The following is a 25,976-nucleotide window of genomic DNA, read 5'->3' on the forward strand; positions in this document are numbered from 1 at the left end:
GAATGAGCACGAACGACACGTCGTCGCTGGAAGCCGTACTGCCGCTCACCCCGCTGCAGGAAGGCCTGCTCTTCCACGCCCAGTACGACGAGCAGTCGGGCCCGGACGTCTACGTCATGCAGCTCGGCCTGGACATCGACGGCCCGCTCGACGTGCCCGCCCTGCGCACCGCCGCCCGGTCCCTGCTGGAGCGGCACGGCAACCTGCGCGCCGGGTTCCGGCACGAGGGTCCGCGTGCCCTGCAGTTCGTACCCAAGGCGATCGAACTGCCGTGGCAGGAGGCCGACCTCACCGCCCTCACGGAGCGGGAGCGGGAGGCGGCCCTGCGCGAGGTCACCGAGCGGGACCGCGCCACCCGCTTCGACCTGCGCAACCCGCCCCTGCTGCGGTTCACCGTGATCCGTGCCGCACAGGACAGGCACCGGCTGCTGGTGACCAACCACCACATCCTGCTGGACGGCTGGTCCGCGCCCGTCCTCGTACGCGAGCTGTTCGAGCTGTACGGGGCCGGCGGGGACGCCTCGGCACTGCCGCCCGTGACCCCGTACCGCTACCACCTGGCCTGGCTCGCCAAGCAGGACCGCGAGGGCGCGGTCCGGGCCTGGCGGAGCGCGCTGGACGGGCTCGAAGAGCCGACCCTGCTCGCCGCGATGCCCGACGACCGGTCCACGACCGTGCTGCCCAGCAAGGTCGCTGTCATGCTCGGGCCGAGGACGACGGCCCGGCTGACCGAGCGGACCCGCGAACACGGCATCACGCTGAACACCGTGGTGCAGGCCGCGTGGGGGCTGGTGCTGGCGGGGCTCACCGACCGCCGGGACGTCACCTTCGGCATGACCCTCGCGGGCCGCTCGCCGGAGATCCCCGGTGTGCACACCATGGTCGGCCTCTTCCTCAACACGGTGCCCGTGCGGGTGCGCGTCGAACGCGAGGACACACTGCTCGGACTCTGCGCGCGGCTCCAGGAGGAGCAGCAGCGGCTGATGGCCCACCAGCACCTCGGCCTCGCGGAGATCCAGCGGACCGCCGGGCACGGCGAGCTGTTCGACACCCTCACGGTCCTCGAGAACTTCCCGGTCGACCCGGCCACGCTCACCCTGCCCGGCGGTCTCTCGGTCGCGGGCTTCTTCTCCACGGACGGCGCGCACTACCCGCTCGCCCTCATGGTCATTCCCGGTGACTCGCTCGAACTCCGCTTCACCTACCGGTCCGACGCCTTCGAGAAGGACCGGATCGACAGCTTCGGCAAGCAGCTCACCGCCGTGCTCGAGGCGTTCGCCGCCGAGCCCTCCCGGCGCACCGCGGCCGTCGAGCTGCTGGACCCCGACGAGCGTGCGCGGCTCCTCGGCGCGTGGAACCCGGTTCCCGTCCCGGCGCCCGCCCGCACCCTGCCCGAACTTCTGGCGCTGCGTGCCGCCGAGACACCGGACAAGGAGGCGCTGGTCCGCGGTGACCTGTCGCTGACCTACGCGGAGACGGTCCGCCGGGCGGAGGAGATCGCCGCCTGGCTGCTCGAGCGGGGCGTACGTCCCGAGGAGCCGGTCGGCATCGCGATGGAGCGCTCCGTCGAGTTCGTGCTCGCCGTCCTCGGCGTGCTGCGGGCCGGCGCAGTCTACGTCCCCGTCGACCACCGCTGGCCGGAGTCCCGGCGCGCTGACGTCCTGAAGGACAGCGGCATCTCCCTGCTCCTGGAGCAGGGAGACCTGCCCGGGTCCCACCCGGTGCCGGCCGGCGGGGTGCCGATGCCCCCCGGACCGGAGCGCCTCGCGTACGTCATGTACACCTCGGGCTCGACGGGCCGGCCGAAGGGCGTCGCCGTCACCCACCGGGGGATCGCGGACCTGGCCGCGGACAGCCTCTTCGCGGGCGGCGCACAGGACCGGGTGCTGATGCACTCCGCCCACGCCTTCGACGCGTCCACCTACGAGATGTGGACCCCGCTGCTGAGTGGCGGCACCCTGGTCGTCGGCCCGCCCGGCGAGCTGGACATGGCCACCATCGGGCGGACCGTCGCCGAGGGCCGCGTCACGGCGGCCCTGTTCACCACCGGGCTGTTCCGGCTCATCGCCGCCGAGGCGCCGGAGATCCTCCGGCCGATGCGCGAGGTGTGGGCCGGTGGCGAGGCGGTACCCGCCGCGTCGGTGCGCCAGGTGCTGGAGGCCTGCCCGGACATCACGGTGGTGGACGCCTACGGGCCGACCGAGGTCACCGTCATCGCGGCCGCGCACCCGCTCACCGCCGGCCGTCCCGTCCCGGACCCGGTGCCGATCGGCCGGCCGTTCGACGGCAAGCAGGTCTACGTGCTCGACAGCGCCCTGAACCTCTGTGCGGTGGGGGTCCCGGGTGAGCTGTACGTGTCGGGTGTGGGGCTGGCCCGTGGGTATCTGGGGCGTGCCGGTCTGACGTCGGAGCGGTTCGTGGCGAATCCCTTCGGTGCGCCGGGCTCACGGCTGTACCGGACGGGCGACGTGGTGCGGTGGCGTGCGGACGGCGTGCTGGAGTTCGTCGGCCGCCGCGACAACCAGGTGAAGCTGCGCGGCTTCCGCATCGAACTCGGCGAGATCGAGTCCGTGCTCGCCGGCCACGACGCGGTCGGCCAGGTCGCCGTCATGGTCCGGGAGGACCGGCCCGGCGTCCGGCAGCTCGTGGGCTACGCCGTGCCCGCCGCCGGTGCCGCGCTCGACACGGACGAGCTGCGCGCCTGGGCGGCCGAACGGCTCCCGGAGTACATGATCCCGCGGCCCGTCGTCGCCCTGGACGCCCTGCCGCTGACCACCAACGGCAAGCTCGACGCGAAGGCGCTGCCCGCCCCCGAGTACGTCGTGGAGGAGGCCCGGGGCCCGCGGACGCCGCACGAGGAACTGCTGTGCGGCCTGTTCCAGGAGGTGCTCGGCCTGCCCTCCGTCTCCGTCGACGACAACTTCTTCGAGCTCGGCGGCCACTCCCTCCTCGCCACCCGGCTCGTCAGCAGGGTGCGCGCGGTCCTCGGCGTCGAACTGTCCATCCGGCGCGTCTTCGAGGAACCGACCGTCGCCCGGCTCGCGCTCCGCCTCGTGGACAGCGCTGCCCCGGCCCGGACCCCGCTGCGCCCGGCCGACCGCCCCGAGCGGGTGCCGCTGTCGTTCGCCCAGCGGCGGCTGTGGTTCCTCAACCGGATGGAGGGGCCGAGCGCCACCTACAACATCCCCTTCGCCCTCCGCCTCTCGGGCGACCTGCGGGTGCCCGCCCTGACCCAGGCGCTCGGTGACGTGGTCGCCCGGCACGAGTCGCTGCGCACCGTGTTCCCGGACACCGACGGCGAGCCCTGGCAGCAGATCGTGCCCGTGGGCGTGGCGGCGGTGACCGTCGAGGTCACCGACGTGACGGAGGAGCAGCTGCCCGCCGCCCTCGACGCCGCCGGAGCCACCGGCTTCGACCTCGCCCGTGAACTGCCCCTGCGCGCCCGGCTCTTCCGGATCGCTCCGGACGAGCACGTGCTCTGCGTCGTCGTCCACCACATCGCGGGCGACGGCTGGTCGCAGGCCCCGCTCTCCCGCGACCTCGGCGAGGCCTACCGGGCCCGGCTGGCCGGCGGGGCCCCGGACTGGCGGCCCCTCCCGGTGCAGTACGCGGACTACACGCTGTGGCAGCGCCACCTGCTGGGCGACGACGACGACGAGGCCGGCCTCGCGGCCGGCCAGCGGGCCTACTGGGCCGGACAGCTGGCGGGCGCCCCGCAGGAGCTGGAGCTGCCCGCCGACCGGCCCCGCCCGCCCGTCGCGACCCACCGGGGCGCCCATGTCCCCGTCACCGTCGACACGGAGCTCGCGCAGCGCCTGCGCGGCCTCGCCGCCAAGACGGACACCACGCCGTTCATGGTCTTCCAGGCGGCCCTCGCGGCGCTCCTGTCCCGGCTGGGCGCCGGGACCGACATCCCGATCGGCACACCGGTCGCGGGCCGGACGGACGCGGCGGCCGACGACCTCGTCGGCTTCTTCGTCAACACCCTGGTGCTGCGCACCGACGTGTCCGGCGACCCCAGCTTCGTGGAACTGCTGCACCGGGCCCGCAGGACCGCCCTGGACGCCTACGCGCACCAGGACCTGCCGTTCGAGCGGCTCGTCGACCTCGTCGGCGCGGACCGCTCCCTGGCGCACAACCCGCTCTTCCAGGTGCTGATCGCATACCAGAACAACACCTCGGGCGAGCTGGAACTGCCCGGCCTGCGGGTCAGCGTCCAGGACATGATGCTGCCGGTCGCCAAGGTGGACCTGGAGCTGAGCCTCGCCGAGGGCGCCGACGGCGGCATCTCCGGCATGCTCGGCTACAGCACGGACCTGTTCGACCGGGACAGCGCGGAGCGCCTCGCCGGCCACCTGGTCACCCTGCTGCGCGCCGTCGTGACCGACCCGCGGGTGCCCGTACGCAGCCTGGAGATCCTGCCCGAGGCGCAGCGCGGGCAGTTGCTCACCGACTGGAACGACAGCGACCGGCCGGTGCCCGCCGGTACCGTCCCGGAGCTGTTCGCCCGGCAGGCCGAGGCGGTGCCCGGCCGGCCCGCCGTCGTCGCGGCCGGCGCCACCCTGGACTACGCGGAGCTGGCCCGCCGGGCCAACCGGCTCGCCAGGCTGCTGATCGAGCGGGGCGTCGGACCCGAGGACCGGATCGCGCTCGTCCTGCCCCGGTCGGCGGAACTCACCACCGCGCTGCTGGCCGTCATGACCAGCGGCGGAGCCTACGTACCGGTCGACCCGAACCATCCGGCCGACCGGATCGAGTACATGATCCGCGACAGCGCACCCGCGCTCGTCGTCACCCTCGCCGGCCCGGCGGGCCGGCTGCCGGCCGGGATCGGCGAGCCGCTGGTCCTCGACAGCCCCGGGACCGTCGCGGCACTCGCCGCGCTCTCCGGCGCCGAGGTCACGGACGCGGACCGCCGCTCACCGCTGTCGGCGGACCACCCGGCGTACGTCATCTACACCTCGGGTTCCACCGGGCAGCCCAAGGGCGTCTCGGTCACCCACCGGGGACTGGGCAGCCTCGCCGCATGGCAGGCCGAGTCGCTGGGCGTGACCGCGGAGAGCAGGGTCGGCCAGTTCGCGGCGCCCAGCTTCGACGCCTCCGCCTGGGAGACCGTCATGGCGCTCCTCAACGGCGCCGCGCTCGTCCTGACCCCGGCCGACGGCCCGGTCCTGGGCGAGGCGCTCACCGGCTTCCTGGCCGGGGAGCGGATCACCCACGCCACCCTCACCCCCACCGCCCTGTCCGGAGCGGACCCGCAGCAGGTCCCCGCGGGTCTGACGCTGGTCACGGCCGGCGAGGCCTGCCCCCGTGACCTGGCCGCCCGCTGGTCCCCGGACCACCGGGTGATCAACGCCTACGGGCCGACCGAGACCACCGTGTGCGCCACGGCGAGCGGTTCCGTGGACGGCACCGTCACCCCGCCCATCGGCGGCCCGATCGCCAACACCAGGGTGTACGTCCTGGACGCCGGGCTCGGCCTCTGTGCGGTGGGCGTTCCGGGTGAGCTGTACGTGTCGGGTGCGGGGTTGGCCCGTGGGTATCTGGGGCGTGCCGGTCTGACGTCGGAGCGGTTCGTGGCGAATCCGTTCGGTGCGCCGGGTTCCCGGCTGTACCGGACGGGCGATGTGGTGCGGTGGCGTGCGGACGGCGTGCTGGAGTTCGTCGGCCGCCGCGACGACCAGGTGAAGCTGCGCGGCTTCCGCATCGAACTCGGCGAGATCGAGTCCGTCCTCTCGGGCTGTGCGGGCGTGGACGGCGCGGCCGTCGTCGTACGCGAGGACCGGCCCGGCGTCCGGCAGCTCGTCGGCTACGTCGTCCCCGACGCGGGCACGGAGCTGGACACCGGCGCCGTGCGTGCGTCGGTGGCCGGGCTGCTTCCCGAGTACATGGTCCCGCAGGCGCTCGTCGTGATGGACGCCCTGCCGCTGACCGTGAACGGCAAGCTCGACGTGAAGGCGCTCCCCGCACCCGACGTGGCCCCCGCGGACGGTGGCCGGGGCCCGGCCACCGAGGCCGAACGGGTCGTCGCCGAGGCCTTCGCCTCCGTGCTCGGTCTTCCCGGGGTGGCCGCCGACGCCAACTTCTTCGAGCTGGGCGGCGACAGCATCGTCTCCATCAAGCTCGTCAGCCAGGTGCGCAAGGGCGGACTGGTCATCACGCCCCGGGACGTCTTCGAGCACCGGACGGCCGCCGCACTCGCGGCCGTGGCCCGCACCGTCGGCGAACTCCCGGCGCAGGACCCCGACGCCGGGATCGGCGAGGTGCCGCTCACCCCGATGACGCACTGGCTCCGCGACCACGGCGGCCGCATGGAGCGGTTCCACCAGTCCGTGCTGCTCCAGGTCCCCGCCCGGATGACCCTGCCGACCCTCACCACCGCCCTCGCCGCCGTGCTCGACCACCACGACGCCCTGCGCCTGCGGCTGACGGTGACCGGCGGCGACTGGTCCTACGAGGTCCGGGAGCGCGGCGCGGTGGACGCGGCCGACTGCGTGAGCCGGGCGGACATCACCGGCGCGGACGGCGCGAAGGTACGGGCCGTCATCGCCGAGGAGGCGGAGCGGGCCGTGGCGCAGCTCTCCCCGGTGGACGGCGCCGTGGTGCGGGCCGTGTGGTTCGACGCCGGCCCCGACGCGCCCGGACGCCTCCTGGTCCTCGCCCACCACCTGGCCGTCGACGGGGTGTCGTGGCGGATCCTCGTACCCGATCTCGCCGAGGCCTGGCAGGCGGTCGCCGACTCCGTGGAGCCCGCGCCGCAGCCCGTCGCCACCTCGTGGCGGAGCTGGTCGCAGTGGCTCACCGCCCGCGCGGCCGAGCCCGCCCGTGCCGCCCAGGTCACCTGGTGGGCCGAGCAGCTCGGCGACGGCGACGTGCCCGTGACCGTGGAGACGCGCGACCCGGCCCTGGACACCATGGGCACCCAGGACGCGCTCGTGCTGACCCTGCCCGAGTCGGTCACCGAGCCGCTCCTCACGAAGGTGCCCACCGCCGCGCGGGGCACGGTCGAGGACGTGCTCCTGACCGGATTCGCCCTGGCCGTCGCCGACTGGCGGCGGCGGCGCGGACTCGGTGCCGGCACCGAGGTGCTGGTCGACCTCGAGCGCCACGGCAGGCAGATCCCCGAGGGCGAGGAGCTCGACATCTCCCGCACCGTCGGCTGGTTCACCAGCCTCGCACCGGTGCGCCTGGACCTCGGACCGGTTCCGTGGGGCCGGGTCCTCACCGACCCGGCCGCCCTGCACAAGGCCCTCGACCGGGTCCGGGAGACGCTGCGGCGGATGCCGGACGAGGGCGTGGGGTACGGCCTGCTGCGCCACCTCAACCCGCACACCCGCGACACGCTGGCCGCCCTCGGCACCCCGCAGTTCGGCTTCAACTACCTGGGCCGCACCGAGGTCGCCGGGGGCGACGACGCGACCGCGCCGCAGGACCCCGCCGCCGGTGACTGGACCATGTCCGCCGACGGAGAGGTGCTCCGGCAGCTCGGCGGCGACCCGGAGATGCCGGCCACCCACGCGCTGTCCCTCAACGTCCTGGTCCAGGACGGCCCGGCCGGACCCCGGCTGGTGGCCAACTGGACCTGGCCGCGCCGCCTGCTGGGCGAGGAGGCCGTACGGACGCTGGCCGAGGGATGGTTCCGCGCCCTGACGGCACTCGCGGAGCACGCGGGCGAGGGCGGGCCGGCCGGCCTCGCCCCCTCGGACCTGTCACTGATCGACCTCGAACTCGACGATCTCGGGGTACTGGAAGCTGAGTGGAGGAAGACCCGGTGACCCGCAAGGATCTTTTTGAGGACGTCCTGCCCCTCGCACCGCTGCAGGAAGGCATGTTCTTCCACGCGACGTACGACGAGGACGCCCTGGACGTCTACACGGTGCGGCTGGCCGTCGACTTCGAGGGCCCCTTCGACCTGGACGTCTTCCGCGACGCGGTCACTGCCCTCCTGGTCCGGCGGAGCAACCTGCGGGCCGGCTTCCTGTCGGAGAACCTGAGCAGGCCGGTCCAGGTGGTGCCGCGCGAGTTCGAGACCCCCGTCCTCACGCACGACCTGTCCGGACTCGGTGAGGACGAGCGCCGGGCCCGGCTGGACGAGCTGTCCGCGGCCGAGGAGGCCGTGCGCTTCGACCTCGCCGTCCCGCCGCTGCTGCGGTTCACCGTGGTGCGCCTGGCCGACCGCACCTGGCGGCTGATGTTCAGCTGCCACCACATCCTGCTCGACGGCTGGTCCATGCCCCTCGTCCTCGGTGAGCTCTTCGAGCTGTACGGGCGCGGCGGCGACGCCGCGGGCATGGAGCCCGCGGTGCCGTTCAAGCGGTACCTCGCCTGGCTGCGGAAGCAGGACAAGGAGGAGGGGCTGGCGCGGTGGCGGGAGGCCCTCGACGGGGTCACCGGCCCCACCCTGGTGGCCCCGGGGGCCGGCGGCACGGTCGACGCCCTGCCCAGGCAGTTCACCCTGGACCTGTCGCAGGAGCGGAGCGCGGGGCTGACCGCGCTGGCCCGCCGCCTCGGCATCACCGTCAACACCATGGTGCAGGTCGCCTGGGCGCTCCAGCTGGCCCGGCTCACCGGCACCGAGGACGTCGTGTTCGGTGCCACCGTCTCCGGCCGCCCTCCCGAGATCGAGGGGGTCGAGGGCATCGTCGGCCTCTTCATCAACACCGTGCCGGTGCGCATCCGGCTGGACGCGGCCGAGTCCCTCCAGTCGCTGCTGATGCGGGTCCAGGCCGAACAGTCGGCGCTGCTCGACCACCACTACATCGGGCTCACCGAGGTGCAGCGCGCCGCCGGGCACGGCGAGCTCTTCGACAGCCTGGTCGCGTTCGAGAGCTACCCGGTGGACTCCGACAGCCTGCGGGGCTCGCTCGGTGACCTCACGATCACCGGTACCACCGGGTCCGACGCCACGCACTACCCGCTGACGCTCATCGCCGTACCCGGGCAGCGGCTGCAGCTGCGCCTCGGCTTCCGCGACGGCCTGTTCACCGAAGAGTCCGTCGCCTCGGTCCTCGGTAATCTGGAGGCGGTCCTGGAGACCGTCGCCGGGAACGGCGCGCAGCCGGTGGGCGAGGTGCTGCGGTCGGTGGGCCTGCCCCTCGGCTGGGAGCTCCCCGGCCCCCGCACGGACGGCGGCTCCGCGCCGGCCGCCGGGACCGCAGACGCTCCGGCCGCCGGCGGCCGCGCGCCGCGGACCCCCCACGAGGAGGTGCTCTGCGGCCTGTTCGCCGAGGTCCTCGGTGTTCCGTCGGTCTCCATCGACGACAACTTCTTCGACCTGGGCGGGCATTCGCTGCTCGCCACCCGCCTGGTGAGCCGGATCCGGAGCGTCTTCGAGATCGAGCTGCCGGTGCGCGCCCTCTTCGATGCGCAGTCGGTGGTGGCGTTGGCGGAGCGTGTGGTGGGTTCGTCGGTGGGTGGGCGTGTGGCGTTGGTGCCGATGGTGCGTCCTGATCGGGTGCCGTTGTCGTTCGCTCAGCGGCGGTTGTGGTTCCTGAATCGTATGGAGGGGCCGAGCGGGACGTACAACATTCCGTTGGGTGTGCGGTTGTCGGGTGTGCTGGATGTGGTGGCGTTGCGTGCGGCGCTGGTGGATGTGGTGGGGCGGCACGAGTCGTTGCGGACGGTGTTCCCTGATGTGGGTGGTGAGCCGTGGCAGGAGGTGGTCGCGGCGGGGGATGTGGTGGTGCCGTTCGAGGTGGTCGAGGTGTCGGCCGGTGGTGTGGACGCGGCGTTGGCGGGTGTGGCGTCGGTGGGGTTCGATCTGTCGGTGGATCTGCCGGTGCGGGTGTGGTTGTTCCGGGTGTCGGCGGTCGAGCATGTGTTGTGTGTGGTGGTGCATCACATTGCTGGTGATGGTTGGTCGCAGGCTCCGTTGGCGCGGGATCTGGGTGTGGCGTACCGGGCGCGGGTGGGGGGTGTGGCGCCTGGTTGGGATGCGTTGCCGGTGCAGTATGCGGATTATGCGTTGTGGCAGCGTGAGGTTTTGGGTGATGAGGGTGATGAGGGTTCGGCGATTTCGCGTCAGTTGGGTTATTGGCGTGGGGTGCTGGAGGGGTTGCCGGATGAGTTGAGTCTGCCGGTGGATCGGGTTCGTCCTGTGGTGTCGAGTTATCGGGGCGGGACGGTTTCGGTGGGGTTGGGTGCGCGGTTGCACCGGGATCTGGTGGGGTTGGCGCGTTCGTCGCGTGCGAGTTTGTTCATGGTGTTGCAGGCGGGTGTGTCGGGGTTGTTGTCGCGGTTGGGGGGTGGTGTGGATATTCCTCTGGGGACGGCGATCGCGGGTCGTACGGATGCGGCGTTGGACGAGTTGGTGGGGTTCTTCGTCAATACGCTGGTGTTGCGTGCGGATGTGTCGGGGGATCCGGGGTTCGGTGAGTTGGTCGAGCGGGTCCGGGTGACGGATCTGGCGGCGTATGCGCATCAGGATGTGCCGTTCGAGCAGTTGGTGCATGCGTTGCAGCCGTCGCGGTCGTTGGCGCGGCATCCGTTGTTCCAGGTGATGATCGTGTTGCAGAACAACGCGGTGGCGTCGCTGGATCTGCCGGGTCTGGTGGCGGCGCCGGTGGACGGTGAGGGTGGTGCGGCCAAGTTCGACCTCGGCTTCAACTTCGTCGAGCGCACCGACCTGGACGGTGCCCCGGCCGGCATCGAGGTCACCGTGGACTTCAGCGCGGACCTGTTCGACGAGAGCACGGTCCAGCGCATCGCGGAGCGGCTCGTCCGCCTCCTCACGGCCGGCGCCGCCGAACCCGCGACGCCGCTCAGCCGCATCGACATCCTCGAACAGGACGAGCGCGCACAGCTGCTGACCGGATGGAACGACACCGCACGGGTACTGGAACTGCCCGCGGCGACGGCCTCGGGCCCCGAGCCGGAGACCATCGCCGGGCTGTTCGCGGCCCAGGTCGCCCGGACCCCGGACGCCCTCGCGATCGTGGCCGAGGACGTGCGCCTCAGCTACACGGAGCTGGACGAGCGCTCCGCCGCGCTGGCCGCACTCCTGGTGGCCCGCGGCGTGCGCCGCGGTGACACCGTCGCCGTGGCCGTCCCCCGCTCCGCCGACCTGACCGTCGCCCTCCTGGCCGCGATCAGGGCGGGAGCGGCCTACCTGCCGATCGAGCTGGACTACCCGGCCGAGCGGGTCGCCCACATGCTGGCCGACGCGGCCCCGGCCGTCGTGGTCACCACGAGCGGGGCGCGGGGCGCTCTCCCCGAGGAGAGCACCGGGAAGCTCGTCGTGCTCGACGACCCCGGCACGCGGGAGGAGGCGGCGTCCCTGCGCGGCACCACCGCCCTGCCCGGACCCCTGCCGGACTCCCCGGCCTACGTCATCTACACCTCCGGGTCGACCGGCCTTCCCAAGGGGGTCGTCGTACCGCACCGGGGCATCGTGAACCGCCTGCTGTGGATGCAGGACACCTACCGGATCGGCCCGGACGACCGGGTCCTGCAGAAGACCCCGTCCGGGTTCGACGTATCGGTGTGGGAGTTCTTCTGGCCGCTGGTGGCCGGGGCGGTCCAGGTCGTCGCGAGGCCCGGCGGGCACCGCGACCCGGCCTACCTGGCGCGCCTGATCCAGGACGCGGGCGTGACGACCGCGCACTTCGTGCCGTCCATGCTGGAGGTGTTCCTCACCGAGCCGGAGGCCGCGCACTGCACCGGCCTGCGCCGGGTGCTGTGCAGCGGCGAGGCACTGCCCACCGGACTGCGCGGGCGTTTCCGCGCGCTGCTGCCGGCCGGTCTGCACAACCTCTACGGGCCGACCGAGGCGTCGGTGGACGTGACCGCGTGGGACTGCGCCGAGGACTCCGCCGCCGCGGTGGTCCCGATCGGCAGGCCCGTCTGGAACACCCGGACGTACGTACTGGACCCCGGGCTCGCGCCGGCTCCGGTGGGCAGCAGCGGCGAGCTGTACCTGGGCGGGGTCCAGCTGGCGCACGGCTACCTCGGCCGTGCGGCGCTGACCTCCGAGCGGTTCGTGGCCGACCCCTACGGTCCGCCCGGATCACGGCTCTACCGCACCGGCGACCTGGCCAGGATCAACGCGCACGGCGTGCTGGAGTTCCTCGGCCGTACCGACGACCAGGTGAAGATCCGCGGCCAGCGCGTCGAGCTCGGCGAGATCGAGCACGCCCTCGCCCAGCACCCGCTGGTGGGCAGCGCGGTCGTCACCGTCCGCAGCTCGCCCTCCGGGGTCGCGCTCGCCGCGTACGTCACTCCGGCCGGGCCGGAGGAGCTCCCGGACGCGGCCGCCCTGCGCGACCACCTCACCGGCGTGCTGCCCGGCCACATGGTGCCCCTGCACTACACGGCCATCGACGCCGTCCCGGTCACGCCCAACGGAAAGGTCGACAAGAAGGCGCTGCCCGAGCCCGAACTGCTGGAGCGGGAGGCCGGTCGCGCCCCCCGCGACACGACCGAGACGGTGCTCTGCGAGATCTTCGCGGAACTGCTGGGCCACACCACCGTGAGCATCGACGACAACTTCTTCGAGCTCGGCGGCCACTCGCTGCTCGCCACCCGGCTGATCAGCATGGTCCGTGACCGGCTGGGTGCGGAGATGTCGGTGGTGGCGATCTTCGAGGCCCCCACGGTCGCGGCCTTGGCCGTCCGTCTCACCGAGGCGGACGGGGCAGGACCGCTGAGCCGGCTGCTGCCGCTGCGCTCCGGCGGCACCGGGGCCCCCGTCTTCTGCGTCCACCCGCTCGGCGGGCTCAGCTGGCCCTACGCCGGGCTCGCCGAGCACCTCCCGGTCGGAGTCGGGCTCTACGGACTCCAGTCCGCCGGGCTCGGCGACGACGAGCCGCTGCCCGCGACCGTCGAGGAGATGGCCGCCGACTACGTGGCCCGTATCCGCACCGTGCAGGCCGACGGGCCCTACCGCCTGCTCGGCTGGTCGCTCGGCGGCCGGATCGCGCACGCGATGGCCGGACTCCTGGAGTCGGACGGCCAGGAGGTCGAACTGCTCGCGCTGCTGGACGCCTACCCGCGTACGGAGCCGGAGCCCGCCGCGTCCTTCTCCGAACAGGACTTCCTGCAGGGGATCCTGGCCGCGATCGGCATGGAGGCCGCCGAGCTCGGCGGCCCCGTGGAGTTCGACCGGGTGATGGCCGCGATGCGCGCCTCCGGCAAGGAGCTCGCCGGACTCACCGAGGAGCAGCTGCGCCGCCTGCAGCGGGTCATGGCCAACAGTTTCCGGGTCGAGGCCGGTTCCGTCACCGGCCGCTGCCGGGCGGACGCGGTGATGTTCGCCGCCACCGTCGATCCGGCGGGCGAGCCGGCCGACTGGCTGCACCACCTCGACGGCGACCTGGAGATCCATGCCGTGGCCGCCGCGCACAACGACCTGATGAGGCCGCAGCCGCTCGCCGAGATCGGCGCGGTGCTGGCCAAGAAGCTGGCCCGCACCGGCTCCGCGGACCGTGCGTGACGCCTGCACGGCACCCGTCCCCCAGCAGAAAGAGGTTTTGAGATGGCACGAGCAATGGTTCTCTGCGTTCCGTTCGCCGGAGCGGGCGCGTCGGTCTTCCGCCCGTGGGTCCCGCTCTGCGAGGACCGCTTCGACCTCGCGGCCGTACAGCTGCCGGGCCGCGAGCAGCGTTTCGCGGAGGAGCCCTACCAGGACGTGGCCGTGGCGGTCGAAGGGCTGATGCCCGAGGTGCTGGAGCGGGTCTCGGGCGCGGGCCCGGTCGTGCTCTTCGGCCACAGTCTCGGCGCGGTCCTCTCGTACGAGCTCGCGCACCGGCTGGCCGCGACCGACGGGGTCGACCTGGCCGCGCTCGTGGTCAGCGGCTCGCCCGGTCCCTGGACCCGCCGGGAGAACGGCGCGAGCGGCCTGGACGACGACCAGTTCCTGGAAAGGGTGCGCGAGTTCGCCGGCTACCGGCACGAAGCGCTCGAGGACCCGGAGATGCGCGAGCTGCTGCTCCCCTCGCTGCGGGCGGACGTCGAGATGCACGAGAGCTACCTCGCCCTGTCCGACACGCCGCTGCCCGTGCCGATCACCTCGGTACGCGGCACCACGGACACCCTCGTGAGCCCCGAGCAGGCCCTGGAGTGGAGCAAGGCCACCGACAAGGCCTTCGACCTCGTGGAGGTCGAGGGCGGTCACATGTACCTGGTCGACAACACCGAGGCCCTGATCAGGGTGCTCGCGGACGTCGTCCCCGGATGAGTGCGGCGGGCGAGTCCACCGGCCGCCCCCAACGTTAAGGAGACTTGGTGCGCCTGCAAGGAAAGACCGTCATCGTGACGGGCGCCGCACGCGGTGTCGGCCGTGCCTGTGCGCTCGCGTTCAGCCGGGAGGGCGCCGACCTGGCCCTGCTCGACGTGTGCGGCGACATCGAGGGCGTGCCCTACCCGCTCGGCACGGCCAGCCAGCTCGCGCACACGGCCGAGCTGTGCCGCCGGGAGGGGGCGGCCGTCCTCACGGCGCAGGCCGACATCCGCGACCGTGCCGCCCTGCGGTCGGCCGTGGACCGGACCTGCGAGAGGTTCGGCCGCGTGGACGTCCTCCTCAACAACGCGGGCATCGTCGCGCCGTCGGGGAAGCCGGCCCACGAGGTCGGCGAGGAGGAGTGGCAGGTGATGCTCGACATCAACCTGTCCGGTGCCTGGCGGATGACCTCGATCGTCGGCCCCCTGCTGCTCGCCCAGCGGTCCGGCAGCGTCATCAACGTGGCCTCCACCGCCGGCCTCGTCGGCTACCGGAACTTCGCCGGGTACGCCGCGTCCAAGCACGGGCTCATCGGCCTGACGAAGGCGACCGCCCTCGACTACGCGCCGCTGAAGGTACGGGTCAACGCCCTGTGCCCCGGATCGATCCGGGACGACAGCCGGGCCGAGGGGCGGATGCTCGGGGAGATCGCCAGGGCACTCGATCTCCCGGTCTCCGAGAGCGAGGAGACCTTCGTGCAGTCGCAGCCCATGAACGCGCTGATCGAGCCGGAGGACGTAGCCGGGGCAGCCCTCTGGCTGGCCTCCGACGAGTCCGTTCAGGTGACCGGCTCCGTGCTCACCGTCGACGGTGGCTTCACCGCCCGGTGAAGCACCGCAACCACGTCAAGGGAACCAGTCGTGTCGATCTCTGAACAGGACGCCGTCGCAGCCCTCACCCCGGCCCGGCGTACCGTCGTCCCCTCCCGGGACCGGGCGAGGGAGAGCGGCCGGGAAGCACCCGGCGCGGTGTGCCACGCGCTGAGCGCACGGATCACCGGACCGCTGCGTGCGCACGCGCGGGACGAGCTGGCGGACCGGTTCGCCGCGCGCGCCGCGGAGCTCGTGGCCGGCGGCCCGGCGGCGGGCCTCTTCCCCGGAGCCGCGACGCTGTGGCCGCAGGCGGTGCCGTGCCGCTCCGACTCGTCCGACGCGGCGCGGTGGCGTACCCGGGAGCTGGACCGGCCGCTGGTCGCCCACCGGGACCCGGCGGTCCGCGGGGTGCTCCTGACCTACACCGACGGCGTCGCCGACCTGGTCGTGGTCGCCCACCGGGCGGCTCTCGGCGCCGTCGCCCTGCGCCGGTTCGCCGACGAGGTGCTGGACCGCGCGCCCGCCGCGCCGGACGCCGCCCCCGCGGACGCCCTCCCCGCCCCGGACCCCGTCGCACAGGCCGCCGGACTGGCCGACTGCGAGTTCGGCGACCGGCCGGACTGGGGGCTGGGCCGGCCGCACGGCCCTGACGTCCGGGAGACCCGTACGCTGCCGTTGCCCGCCGGGCACCCCGCCGGCGACCCGGAGAGCTGGGCCGCCGCCCTCGGCCTCGTCCTCGCGCGGTACGAGGGACTCGTCCGGCCGCTCGTCCCGGCGCTGGTCACCGACGCCACCGGCCCGCGGCCCGTCGAGGGCGTCGCGCTCGTGCCCGTCGAGGCCGGCCCGGCGTACACGCTCGGCACGGTGCACAAGGGGGTCCGTACCGCCCTCGCCGCCGGCCCCGCCTGGTACACCGAGGAACTCCGGCGCGCACTCGTGGCCGCCGACGGGGAGTTCGAGGCGTTCCCCGCCGTGGGGACCGTCGCCGTCGGCCTCGGATCCGCGGACGACCCCGGCACGGACACCTACCTGCCGTTCCAGCGCGCCCCGTTCCCGGTGACCGTCTCCGTGACCCGCGACAGCGCCGGTGGCCTGCTGCTGCGCTGCGACCACTCGCCGCGGCTGCTGCACCCCGACATCGCGGACCGGCTCCTGGGACACGTGGCGCGGGTGCACAGGGCGCTCTGCGAGTCGCCCGGCACCCCGGTCGCCGACGTCGCCCTGCTGGACGAGGCCGAGCGGGCCGCCACGGCGGAACTCGGCCGGCCGGCACCCCTGCCGTGGTTCGAGCCGGAGCGGATCGACGTGGCCGTGGCCGCCATCGCGGCGTCCCGTCCGGATGCCGTCGCCGTGTCCTTCGAGTCCACCCGGCTCAGCTACCGCGAGCTCGACGGCCGTGCCGACCGGCTCGCCCACGCGCTGCGCGGGCTCGGAGTCGGCGACGGCGACCGGGTCGGCGTCTGCCTGGAACGGTCCGCCGAACTCGTCGTCACGCTGCTCGCCGTGCTCAAGGCCGGCGCCACCTACGTACCCATGGACCCGGCCTACCCGCAGGAGCGGCTCGCGTACACGACCGCGGACGCGGAACTCGCCGTCGTCGTCACGGACCGTGCCGACTTCCCCGGCGGTGAGGCCGTCCGCGTCATCGGTACGGCGGAGCTGGCCGGGCTGACGCCGGGGACGGTCGACGGCCCGCCGGCCTCGGCGACCGGGCCGCACGACCCCGCGTACGTCATCTACACCTCCGGGTCGACCGGCCGCCCCAAGGGCGTCGTCATCCCGCACGTGAACGTGCTGAGCCTGATGGCCGCCACCCTGGAGGACTTCGCACTCGGTTCCGACGACGTCTGGACGCTGTTCCACTCCAGCGCCTTCGACTTCTCCGTCTGGGAGATCTGGGGCTGCCTGCTCACCGGTGGCCGCCTGGTCGTCGTGCCCTACTGGGTGTCGCGTTCCCCGGAGGAGTTCCACCGGCTGCTCGTCCAGGAGCGGGTCTCCGTCCTCAGCCAGACCCCGTCGGCCTTCGCCCATCTGATGGACGTCGAACGGGACGGCGCCGAACCCGTCCCGGTGCGGCTGGTGGTCTTCGGCGGAGAAGGGCTCGAAGCCCGCATGCTGCTGCCCTGGTTCGACCGGCACCCGGAGACCGGGTGCCGTGTCGTCAACATGTACGGCATCACCGAGACGACCGTGCACGTGACCGCGCAGACCGTCACCCGGTACGAGGCGCTCACCGGATCCAGGTCCGTCGGGCACGCCCTGCCCGGCTGGTGGGTGCGGGTCGCCGACCCGGAGGGCAGGCCGCTGCCCGTCGGTGTCGCCGGCGAGATCTACGTCGGCGGGGCCGGAGTCGCGGCGCACTACCTCAACAAGCCCGACCTCGACGCGCTGCGCTTCCTCACCGACCCCCTCACCGGGGAGCGGATGTACCGCAGCGGCGACAAGGGCAGGCTGCTGCCCGACGGCCGGCTGGAGCACCTCGGCCGGCTGGACAACCAGGTCAAGCTGCGCGGCTTCCGCATCGAGCTCGACGAGATCAGGGCCGTACTGCTGGACGACCCGCAGGTCGGTGCCGCCGCCGTCGTCCTCAACCGCACCGACCCGGACGACCCGGCGACCGCCCAGCTCGACGCCTATGTGGTGACGGCCGGCGACGGCGACACCGCCGGGGTACGGCAGCGGGCCGCACGGTACCTCCCCGCGTACATGGTCCCCTCGACCGTCACCGCGCTGGACAGGATGCCGCTCACGCCGAACGGCAAGCTCGACGCGCGCAAGCTCCCCCGGCCCGCCCACGCGCCGGCGGTGGAGCCCGCTCCGGTGCCCGTCGCCGCCGCGGAAGGCCCGGAGCCCGCCGCACCGCAGGACGAGTTCACCTCGACCCTGCTGGAGGTGTGGCAGGAGGTGCTCGGCGTCGCCGTCGGACCCGACGACAACTTCTTCGACCTCGGCGGCAACTCGCTGCTGGCCATGCGCGTCGGCGCGGCGTTGCGCCGGCGCGGGGCCGCCACGGTCCCCATGCGGGACCTGTACATGTCCCCGACGATCCGTCAGCTGGCCGCCGGGCGCGCGTGAAGCGCGCACCCGCGAGCACGAAGCGTCCCGTTCCGAAAGATGGAAGACACGATGGCTGAATCGCTCCTGCCCGACCTCTTTCAGCAGCAGGCGGCACGCACGCCGCACGCCCCCGCCGTCCGCTCCGGCGGGCAGGAGCTGACCTACGCGGAGCTCAACACCCGTGCGAACCGGCTGGCGCACCACCTGATCGCCTGCGGGGCCGGCCCCGAGCGCCTGGTCGGTGTGCGGCTGCCCAGGTCGGCCGACCTGGTGGTGGCGTTGCTCGGTGTCCTCAAGGCCGGCGCGGCCTACGTACCGATCGACAGCGACTCCCCGGCGGAGCGCACCGCGTTCATCATCGAGGACACCGGACTCGGTCTGGTGCTGGGTGAGCGGGCCGCGCCGCGCGGCGCCGGCGGGAGCCCGGAGACCCTGACGGTCGCCGGGGCGGTCGCCGCGGCGCAGGCGGCCGGTCTTCCGGACCACGACCCCACGGACGCCTGCCGGGCCGCGCCGCTGCGCCCGGACAACCTGGCGTACGTCATCTACACCTCCGGATCGACCGGCCGCCCCAAGGGCGTCACCGTGCAGCACGACACCCTGACGCGCTACCTGGACTTCGCGTGCGCGCAGTACCCGGGACTGGCGGACGGGGCGCTGCTGCACTCCCCGGTGGCCTTCGACCTCACGGTCACCGCCCTGTACGGGCCGCTCCTCCTGGGCGGCTGCGTCCGGGTCGCGGCCCTGGACCGCGAGCCGGCGGCCGGTCCGGAGGAGGAGAGGCCGGGCTTCGTCAAGGCGACCCCCTCGCACCTCCCGCTGCTGGCCGCCCTGCCGGGCTCGCTGTCGCCCACCCGTGAGCTCGTGGTGGGCGGCGAGATGCTGCGCGGGGACGTCGTCGACCAGTGGCGCACCGCGCACCCCGGCGCGGCGGTCGTCAACGAGTACGGTCCCACCGAGGCGACCGTCGGATGCTGTGTGTTCCGCATCGAGCCGGAGGAGGAGACCGCCCCGGGCGCCGTCCCCATCGGCGTGCCCACGCCGGGCACCGAGCTGTACGTGCTGGACGAGCGGCTCGCGGCGGTCGGCAGCGGGACGGCGGGCGAGCTGTACATCGCGGGCGGCCAGGTCGCCCGCGGCTACCTGCGCAGGCCCGGCCTCACCGCCGGACGGTTCGTGGCGAACCCCTTCGGCGGCGGCCGGATGTACCGTACGGGCGACATCGCCCGGGTGCGCCCCGACGGAGTCCTGGAGTACCTGGGCCGCACCGACGACCAGGTGAAGATCAGCGGCTACCGCATCGAGCTCGGCGAGGTCAGCTCGGTGCTCGGCTCCCTTCCCGGAGTGCGGCTCGCCGCCGTGGTCGCACGCGAGGACCGGGCCGGCGACCGGTACCTGGCGGGCTACGCCGTACCGGAGGACGGGGCGGCCGTGGACCCCGCCGGCCTGCGTGCGGCCGTCGCCGAGGTGCTCCCCGCCTACATGGTGCCCGCCCGGATCATGGTGGTCGGCGACCTCCCGCTGACCTCGAACGGGAAGCTCGACCAGGCCGCCCTGCCCGAACCTCCGGCCGACGCCGAGGTGCCGGGCGCCGAACCGGAGAGCCCCGCCGTGACCCGGCTGTGCGAGCTGTTCGCCGAGGTCCTCGACCTGCCGGTGGTCTACCTCGACGACGACTTCTTCGCCCGGGGCGGGAACAGCCTGCGAGCCGTCCGCCTCGCCGGGCGGGCCCGCAAGGAGGGCTGGACCTTCGGACTGCGGGACGTGCTGGACCTGCGCACCCCCCGCGCCCTCGCCGGCCGGGCAGCCGGCGTGGACGCCGGTGCCGCGCGACTCGTCGAGGACGGGGCCGCCCTGTGAGCGCCGGCCGCGTCGTGATCGTCGGCGCATCCCTCGGCGGCAGCCGGGTCGCGGAGGGCCTGCGGCAGGCGGGCCACACCGGTCCGGTCGTGCTCGTCGACCCGGATCCGGACGCCCCCTACGACAGGCCCCCGCTGTCGAAGCAGATCCTCACCGGCGAGTGGACGCCCGACCGGGCGTCGCTCGGCGACCCGGCGCAGTGGCAGGCGGAGCGGCACGTTGCGGCCGCCACCTCCCTGGACCCGGCGAACCGGGTGCTGCGCCTGGACGACGGCACCGAACTCACCTACGACAAGCTGGTCCTGGCGTGCGGAGCGGTCCCCAGGACGCTGCCGGGGATGCCGCGCCGCGGGGTCCACCCGCTGCGGACCCTGGCCGACTCGCTGGAGCTGCGGGCGCGCCTGGACGGCCTGAGCGGCTCCGGGCACGTGGTGGTCGTCGGCGGCGGCTTCGTCGGCGCCGAGGTGGCCTCCGCCGCCCGCTCGCGCGGGATCGGCGTCACGATGGTCGAGGCGCTGCCCGCCCCGCTGTCCGGACTGCTCGGCGAGGAGGTCGCCGCCGAACTGGCGCGGCTGCACACCGACAACGGCGTACGGCTGCTGTGCGGCACCTCGGTCGCCGCGCTGACCGGCGCGCCCGAGGTCACCGGGGTGGAGCTCACCGACGGGACCGTACTGAAGGCGGACGCGGTCGTCGTGGGGGTCGGCGTACGCCCGGCCACGGACTGGCTGGCCGGCTCCGGCATCCCGCTGGACGACGGGGGCGGGATCCTGAGCGACGAGTTCTGCGCCGTCGACGCCGGGCGGACGGTGTACGCGGTCGGGGACGCGGCCCGGTGCCGCGACCCCCGGCTCGGCCGGCATCTGCGGGTCGAGCACTGGACCAACACGGTGGAGCAGGCGGCCGTCGTCGTCCGCAACCTCCTGGAGCCCGTCCCGGTGGCCTGCGGGCACGAGTTCTTCGTCTGGTCCGACCAGTACGGGGGCAAGATCGCCCTGCTCGGACGCCCGGACCCCGGCGCGGAGGTGACCGTGGTGCACGCCGACGGGCCGCGCCGGCGGTTCGCCGTGGCCTACCACCACGGTCCGCGGCTGTACGCCGCGCTGACGGTGAACTGGCCCAAGGCCCTTCTCGCGGCCCGGCGTTCGGCGGGTACGCCGGACGGTGCCCACGACACCGTCGCCGCTTGGAAGTCTTTGTAGTCGCAGCTTGCTGTAAAGGCCCTGTCGTCCCCCGGTGCTCCTCCGGCACGATCGGACCACGTCGAACCGACGTCCGACCGACACGGCCGACGGCTTTCCGCGCAGGAACGCGTACACCTCCCGCAGGCGTGCGCGCCTCTCCTCCGGGACGCCCGGACGGACCGCCGAGCACGGACCGTCCGGCGGTCGGACGAGGTCGGCGGCTTCTGCGGGCGATCGCCGGCCGGCTGTCAGGCACGGGCCGTTCGCCCCGCCGTCCCTGTGGTGTTCCCCATCCTTCGAAGGGCTTTCCGGTGCTCCGAAACAGCGATGTCGAGCCGCTCGTGCTCCGACAGCGAGGTGTGCCCGCGCAGGCGGACCACCGAGCCCTGCTGTTGCACGGTCTCGGCAGCGGCGAGAACTGCTGGGACGCCTTCGTCGCGCACCGGCCGCCGGGACTCGACCTGTGGACGGCAGGGCTGCCGTGGCGGGCCGGCGGCCCGTACGCGGTGACCGAGCGGGACGAGAAGGCATGGGTCGGCGAGGCGGTCGACCGGGTCCCGGGCGGCCCCGGGGTGGTGATCGCGCACTCCTACGCCACGATCCTGCTGCTCGCCCTGCTGTCCGACACCGTCGCCGCCGGGGTGGACCCGCGGGAGCGGTTCGGGATCAGCGGCGTGGTACTCGTCTCGCCGTTCTTCCGTGAGGACCCGGCCGACTTCACCTGGACCCAGCTGCCGAGGACGCTCGACGCCATGCGCCGCAGCGCCGACGAGTACATCCGGCTCACGGCCCGCGACCGCCTGCAACCGGACGTGCGGGCCGACATGGCGGAACTCGCCTGTGCACGGCTCGGCCCCTACTGGGCCGTCCGCTACCTCGACGCCTACCTGCGCACGCCGTTCCTGGCCACCGACCTGATCGACCTGCCCGTGCACATCGTCATCGGCACCGGCGACACGGTCGCACCGCCGGCCGAGGGCGAGGCCCTCGCCCGTGCGCTGGGCCGCGCCTCGGTCGACCGGATCGAGGACTGCGGCCACTCGCCGATGACCGAGCGCCCCGAGCGGTTCGCGCTCGCTGTCCAGCAATTCCTCACCACCCTGCCGGCCGGGCACCCCCCGGCGGCGGTCAACTGAGTACGGGAGCACACGATGACCACCCTGTCCGACGTCGCGCTCAAGAAGCTGCTGAACGAACCGAGTTCGGTCACCATGCGGCCGCCCTACGAGGGCGGCAACATCAACACCGCCATCGGCTTCAAGTGCGTCAACTACCTGCTCGAGGCCGCCGTCCTCGACCACTTCCGGGCCGTCGGCCTCGGCGCCCAGGAGCTGTTCCTCGTCCACGGCGTCAACTTCGACGTGGCCGGCCTCGACACCCGGCTGCACACGGTGCTCATGCTCGACGACGACGTCCTGCTGGAAGTGACGCCGAAGACGAAGGACACCGACACCGCGATGGTCTTCGCGGTCACCGCGACCGTCGAGCGCGACGGTGCGCCGAAGAAGGCCGTCAGCTCCAAGCTGCGGGTCCTGCTGCGCCGCGACACCAACGTCGACGACCCGCAGCCGCTCCCCGCCGAGCTGCGCCGCTTCGTCGTCGACCGGCTCGCCACCGAGAAGCCCATGGCGCTCGCCGCGACCCCGTCCGACGACTTCGCCGGCGCCCTGCACCGCGGTGAGAACAGTGACACCGACCCCGTGCTCGCCGAGATCATCGGTGACGACAACGCGGTCGGCTGGAAGTGGCGGGTCCCGTACTACTACTGCCACTTCACCGAGCGCATGCAGATGTCGGGCTACCTGCGGCAGATGGAGGAGGCGAAGCACGTCTTCGTCGCCTCGCGCGGCATCAGTATCAAGCGGATGCTCGACGAGCGCGGCTGGATCCCCGTCGTGACCCAGTGCAAGATCCACTTCACGGACGAGACGGTCATGGAGGAGGACCTCTACACCGTCTACACCGTGGAGTCCGTCTTCAAGGACATGCTCTACACCTCCCGCGTGGACTTCTACGTCGTGCGGAACGGCGAGCTCGTCCGGACCGCCACCGGCTCGATCACCCACGGCTACTGCCACAAGGAGTCGCCGGACGCCGAGTGGCAGATGACCGTCTTCGACGACGAGGTCCTGCGCGCCCTGCGCGGCGAGTGACCGAGACGCCCCCCGTCCCGGACATCGACGCCCCGGACGACCGAGCCCCGGAGGAACCCCATGGCTAAACGCCCACCGCGTTGGTACTTCTCCCTGCGCAGCCCGTACTCCTGGTTCGCCTACCGCGATCTCATGGCCACCCACCCGGAGGTCCTCGACGCCATCGAGTGGCTGCCGTTCTGGGAGCCGGACGAGGAGACCGCGAGGCTGCTGGCCGAGGAGGGGGTCACCCTTCCGATCGTCGCCATGAGCCGGGCGAAGAACTTCTACATCCTGCAGGACACCCGCAGGCTCGCCACCGAGCGCGGACTGGCCGAGATCACCTGGCCCATCGACCGCGAGCCGTGCTGGGAGGTCTCCCACCTCGCCTGGATAGCGGCCGAGGACGAGGGGCGGGGCAAGGACTTCGTGGCGGCGGCGTACCGCGCCCGCTGGCAGGAGGGCAAGAACATCTCCGAGCCCGAGGTGATCGCGGACATCGCGCGGGAGCTGGGCCTGGACGCCGTACGGCTGTCCACCGCGGCCCAGGACGCCGACCTGCGCAAGCGGGGCGCGGCCCTGCTCGCGGAGTCGGCGCACGACGGCCTGTTCGGTGTGCCGTTCTTCATCACCGGCCGGGACAAGTTCTGGGGCGTCGACCGCGTCGCGCCGTTCGTCCAGGCCCTGCGCGGCTCCGGGCTGCCCGTCGCGGGGAAGACCGGCGTCCCGGACCCGGCGAGCCACGCCGACCTGCTGGCGGCCGGCGGCGACGCGGGCCACGCCGGCGGCTGCGGCTGATACCGGCCGGTGGCCGCGGCACGGAACGCGGCCACCGGCCTCAGAGCCTCCCGGGTGACCCGACGGGCTCTCAGGCGAAGTACCGAAGAAGCATCCGCGGAACGCGACGAGGAGACGACTGTGGACAGCAACCCCGACGACACCGCCACCGGCGGCGCCGCACGCCGTCCGGCCGGCGGCGGCAGCTGGGACGCCGTCGTGGTCGGTGCCGGCCTGGGCGGTCTGACCACCGCCGCCTACCTTGCGGCCGCCGGCCGGCGCGTCCTCGTGCTGGAGCAGTTCTCGGTGGTGGGCGGGAACAGCCACGTCTTCCGCAGGAAGCGCCGCTACGAGTTCGACGTCGGGGTCCACTACCTCGGCGACTGCGCGCCCGGCGGAGTCATCCCGTCCATCCTGGGCGGACTCGGCCTCGGTGACCGGACCGAGTTCCTGGAGATGGACCGCGGCGGCTTCGACCTCATCCGGGTGCCGGGCGCCTCCGTGGACATGCCGGCCGGCTGGTCCGAGTACCGGAATCGGCTCGTCGCCGCGATGCCGGACGAGGCGGAGGGGCTGCGCACCTTCACCGGGATCTGCGAGGCCGTGGGCGAGGAGCAGCGCTCGGCACTGTTCGAGTCGCACACCTGGTCGCCCGCGGACATCGCGAACGGCACCGTCGCCGTCCGGGAGTGGGGCAGGCGCACGCTGGACGACCTGTTCCAGCACTGCGGCCTCTCGCCGAAGGCGCGTACGGTGCTCGCGGCACAGGCCCCCAACTACGGTCTGACGCCACGTCAGGCGACCGTCGCCCGGCACACCAGCGTCACCGACCACTACCTCCGCGGCGCCTACTACCCGGCCGGCGGTGGCCAGACGCTGGCCGCCGGCCTGGTCGAGGTCATCGAGGCGCACGGGGGAGAGGTCCGCACCCGCGCCCGGGTGCGGCGCATCCTGGTGGAGGACCGCAAGGTCACGGGCGTCGGTCTGGACGGCGGCGAGACGATCACCGCCGGTCTGGTGGTGTCCAACGCGGACTACCGCCGCACGGTCCTCGACCTGGTCGGCGCCGAGCACTTCTCGAAGTCCCTCGCCAACCGGACCAGGAACGCCAGCATGGGCATGCCCTGGCTGGTGCTCTACCTGGGCCTCGACACGGACCTGCGCGACCGGCCGAACGCCAACCTGTGGTGGTACGACACCGACGACATCGACGGCTACTTCGACCGGGCCCGCACCGGTGACATAGGCGAAGTCCCCTTCCTCTTCTGCTCGTTCGCCTCGCTGAAGGACCCGGGCAACGGCGCCCTGTGCCCACCGGGCCACGCCAACCTCCAGGTCATGACGCTCTGCCCGCCCGACTACGAGTGGTGGGGCGCCGCCGACGGGATCGAGGGTGACAGCACCTCCTACCGGCGCGACGCGCAGTACCTGCGCCGCAAGCGGGAACTCACCGAGGCGACCCTCCGCGCGGCGGAGAAGGCGATCGGCCCGCTGCGGGGCCACATCACGCACCTGGAGGCGGCGACCCCGCTGACCCACGAGCGGTACACCCTCTCCTCCGGCGGCACCCCCTTCGGCATGGCCGAATGGGGCGGTACGGCCCGGCCGGGCACGGCGACCCACATCGCCGGCCTGCACGTGGTCGGTGCCAGTACCCAGGCGGGCAACGGTGTCGCGGGCGTCATGCTCGGCGGCATCTCGTGCGCCTCCGACATTCTCGGCCGTCCGCTGCTCGCGCTCGGCCGGCAGGGAGTGGTGTCCGGAGACCCGGACCTGCTCCCCGACCGGCCGGAGGGCTGGGACCCGAGGGAGGTCTGCCGGGGCTCTTCCCGGCGGGCCCGCCCGGGACCCGGCACAGCGGCCCGGGAACCGGCCGGCACCCCCGGCTGAGATCCGGCGGTACGCGGGCGACCGCCCGCTCACCGCCGAGCGGTAACCG

At 73.3% G+C, this 25,976-nt stretch carries 11 protein-coding genes; all 11 read left to right on the forward strand.

Annotation, left to right across the window (positions count from 1 at the left end):
• The first annotated feature begins 2 nt into the window (after nt 1-2).
• The 11 genes from BA175_RS15405 to BA175_RS15455 all read left to right on the forward strand — a co-directional run bounded on the left by BA175_RS15405 (nt 3) and on the right by BA175_RS15455 (nt 25,927).
• On the forward strand, nt 3-7,775 hold the full coding sequence (locus tag BA175_RS15405; protein WP_069171832.1) for a non-ribosomal peptide synthetase: 7,773 nt from the start codon (nt 3-5) through the stop codon (nt 7,773-7,775).
• Nucleotides 7,772-13,429, forward strand: a complete 5,658-nt coding sequence (locus BA175_RS15410) for a non-ribosomal peptide synthetase (protein ID WP_069172138.1) — start codon at nt 7,772-7,774, stop codon at nt 13,427-13,429. The genes BA175_RS15405 and BA175_RS15410 overlap by 4 nt, the downstream gene beginning before the upstream one ends.
• Before the next feature lie 42 nt (nt 13,430-13,471).
• On the forward strand, nt 13,472-14,173 hold the full coding sequence (locus BA175_RS15415) for a thioesterase II family protein (RefSeq protein WP_069171833.1): 702 nt from the start codon (nt 13,472-13,474) through the stop codon (nt 14,171-14,173).
• 47 nt (nt 14,174-14,220) lie between these two features.
• Nucleotides 14,221-15,045 (forward strand): SDR family oxidoreductase, encoded by an 825-nt coding sequence (locus BA175_RS15420; protein WP_069171834.1) that lies wholly within the window; start codon nt 14,221-14,223, stop codon nt 15,043-15,045.
• 30 nt (nt 15,046-15,075) lie between these two features.
• Nucleotides 15,076-18,102, forward strand: a complete 3,027-nt coding sequence (locus BA175_RS15425) for an amino acid adenylation domain-containing protein (RefSeq protein ID WP_069171835.1) — start codon at nt 15,076-15,078, stop codon at nt 18,100-18,102.
• 51 nt (nt 18,103-18,153) lie between these two features.
• Nucleotides 18,154-19,944 carry a non-ribosomal peptide synthetase gene (locus BA175_RS15430; protein ID WP_069171836.1) on the forward strand — a complete coding sequence of 597 codons (1,791 nt, stop codon included), beginning with the start codon at nt 18,154-18,156 and terminating at the stop codon, nt 19,942-19,944.
• A complete protein-coding gene (locus BA175_RS15435) occupies nt 19,941-21,146 on the forward strand; it encodes an NAD(P)/FAD-dependent oxidoreductase (RefSeq protein WP_069171837.1) in 1,206 nt (401 codons plus the stop codon). The genes BA175_RS15430 and BA175_RS15435 overlap by 4 nt, the downstream gene beginning before the upstream one ends.
• Before the next feature lie 293 nt (nt 21,147-21,439).
• On the forward strand, nt 21,440-22,264 hold the full coding sequence (locus tag BA175_RS31165; protein WP_175420828.1) for an alpha/beta fold hydrolase: 825 nt from the start codon (nt 21,440-21,442) through the stop codon (nt 22,262-22,264).
• A 15-nt stretch (nt 22,265-22,279) separates the two neighbouring features.
• On the forward strand, nt 22,280-23,281 hold the full coding sequence (locus tag BA175_RS15445; RefSeq protein ID WP_069171838.1) for a hypothetical protein: 1,002 nt from the start codon (nt 22,280-22,282) through the stop codon (nt 23,279-23,281).
• Nucleotides 23,282-23,341: 60 nt separating this feature from the next.
• Nucleotides 23,342-24,058: a 2-hydroxychromene-2-carboxylate isomerase gene (locus tag BA175_RS15450; RefSeq protein ID WP_069171839.1), complete on the forward strand. Its 717-nt coding sequence runs from the start codon at nt 23,342-23,344 to the stop codon at nt 24,056-24,058.
• 120 nt (nt 24,059-24,178) lie between these two features.
• Nucleotides 24,179-25,927: a phytoene desaturase family protein gene (locus BA175_RS15455; RefSeq protein WP_079159578.1), complete on the forward strand. Its 1,749-nt coding sequence runs from the start codon at nt 24,179-24,181 to the stop codon at nt 25,925-25,927.
• Nucleotides 25,928-25,976: the final 49 nt, after the last annotated feature.

This window comes from Streptomyces griseus, assembly GCF_001715295.1.
In the GTDB taxonomy this organism is placed as follows: Bacteria; Actinomycetota; Actinomycetes; order Streptomycetales; family Streptomycetaceae; genus Streptomyces; species Streptomyces griseus_G.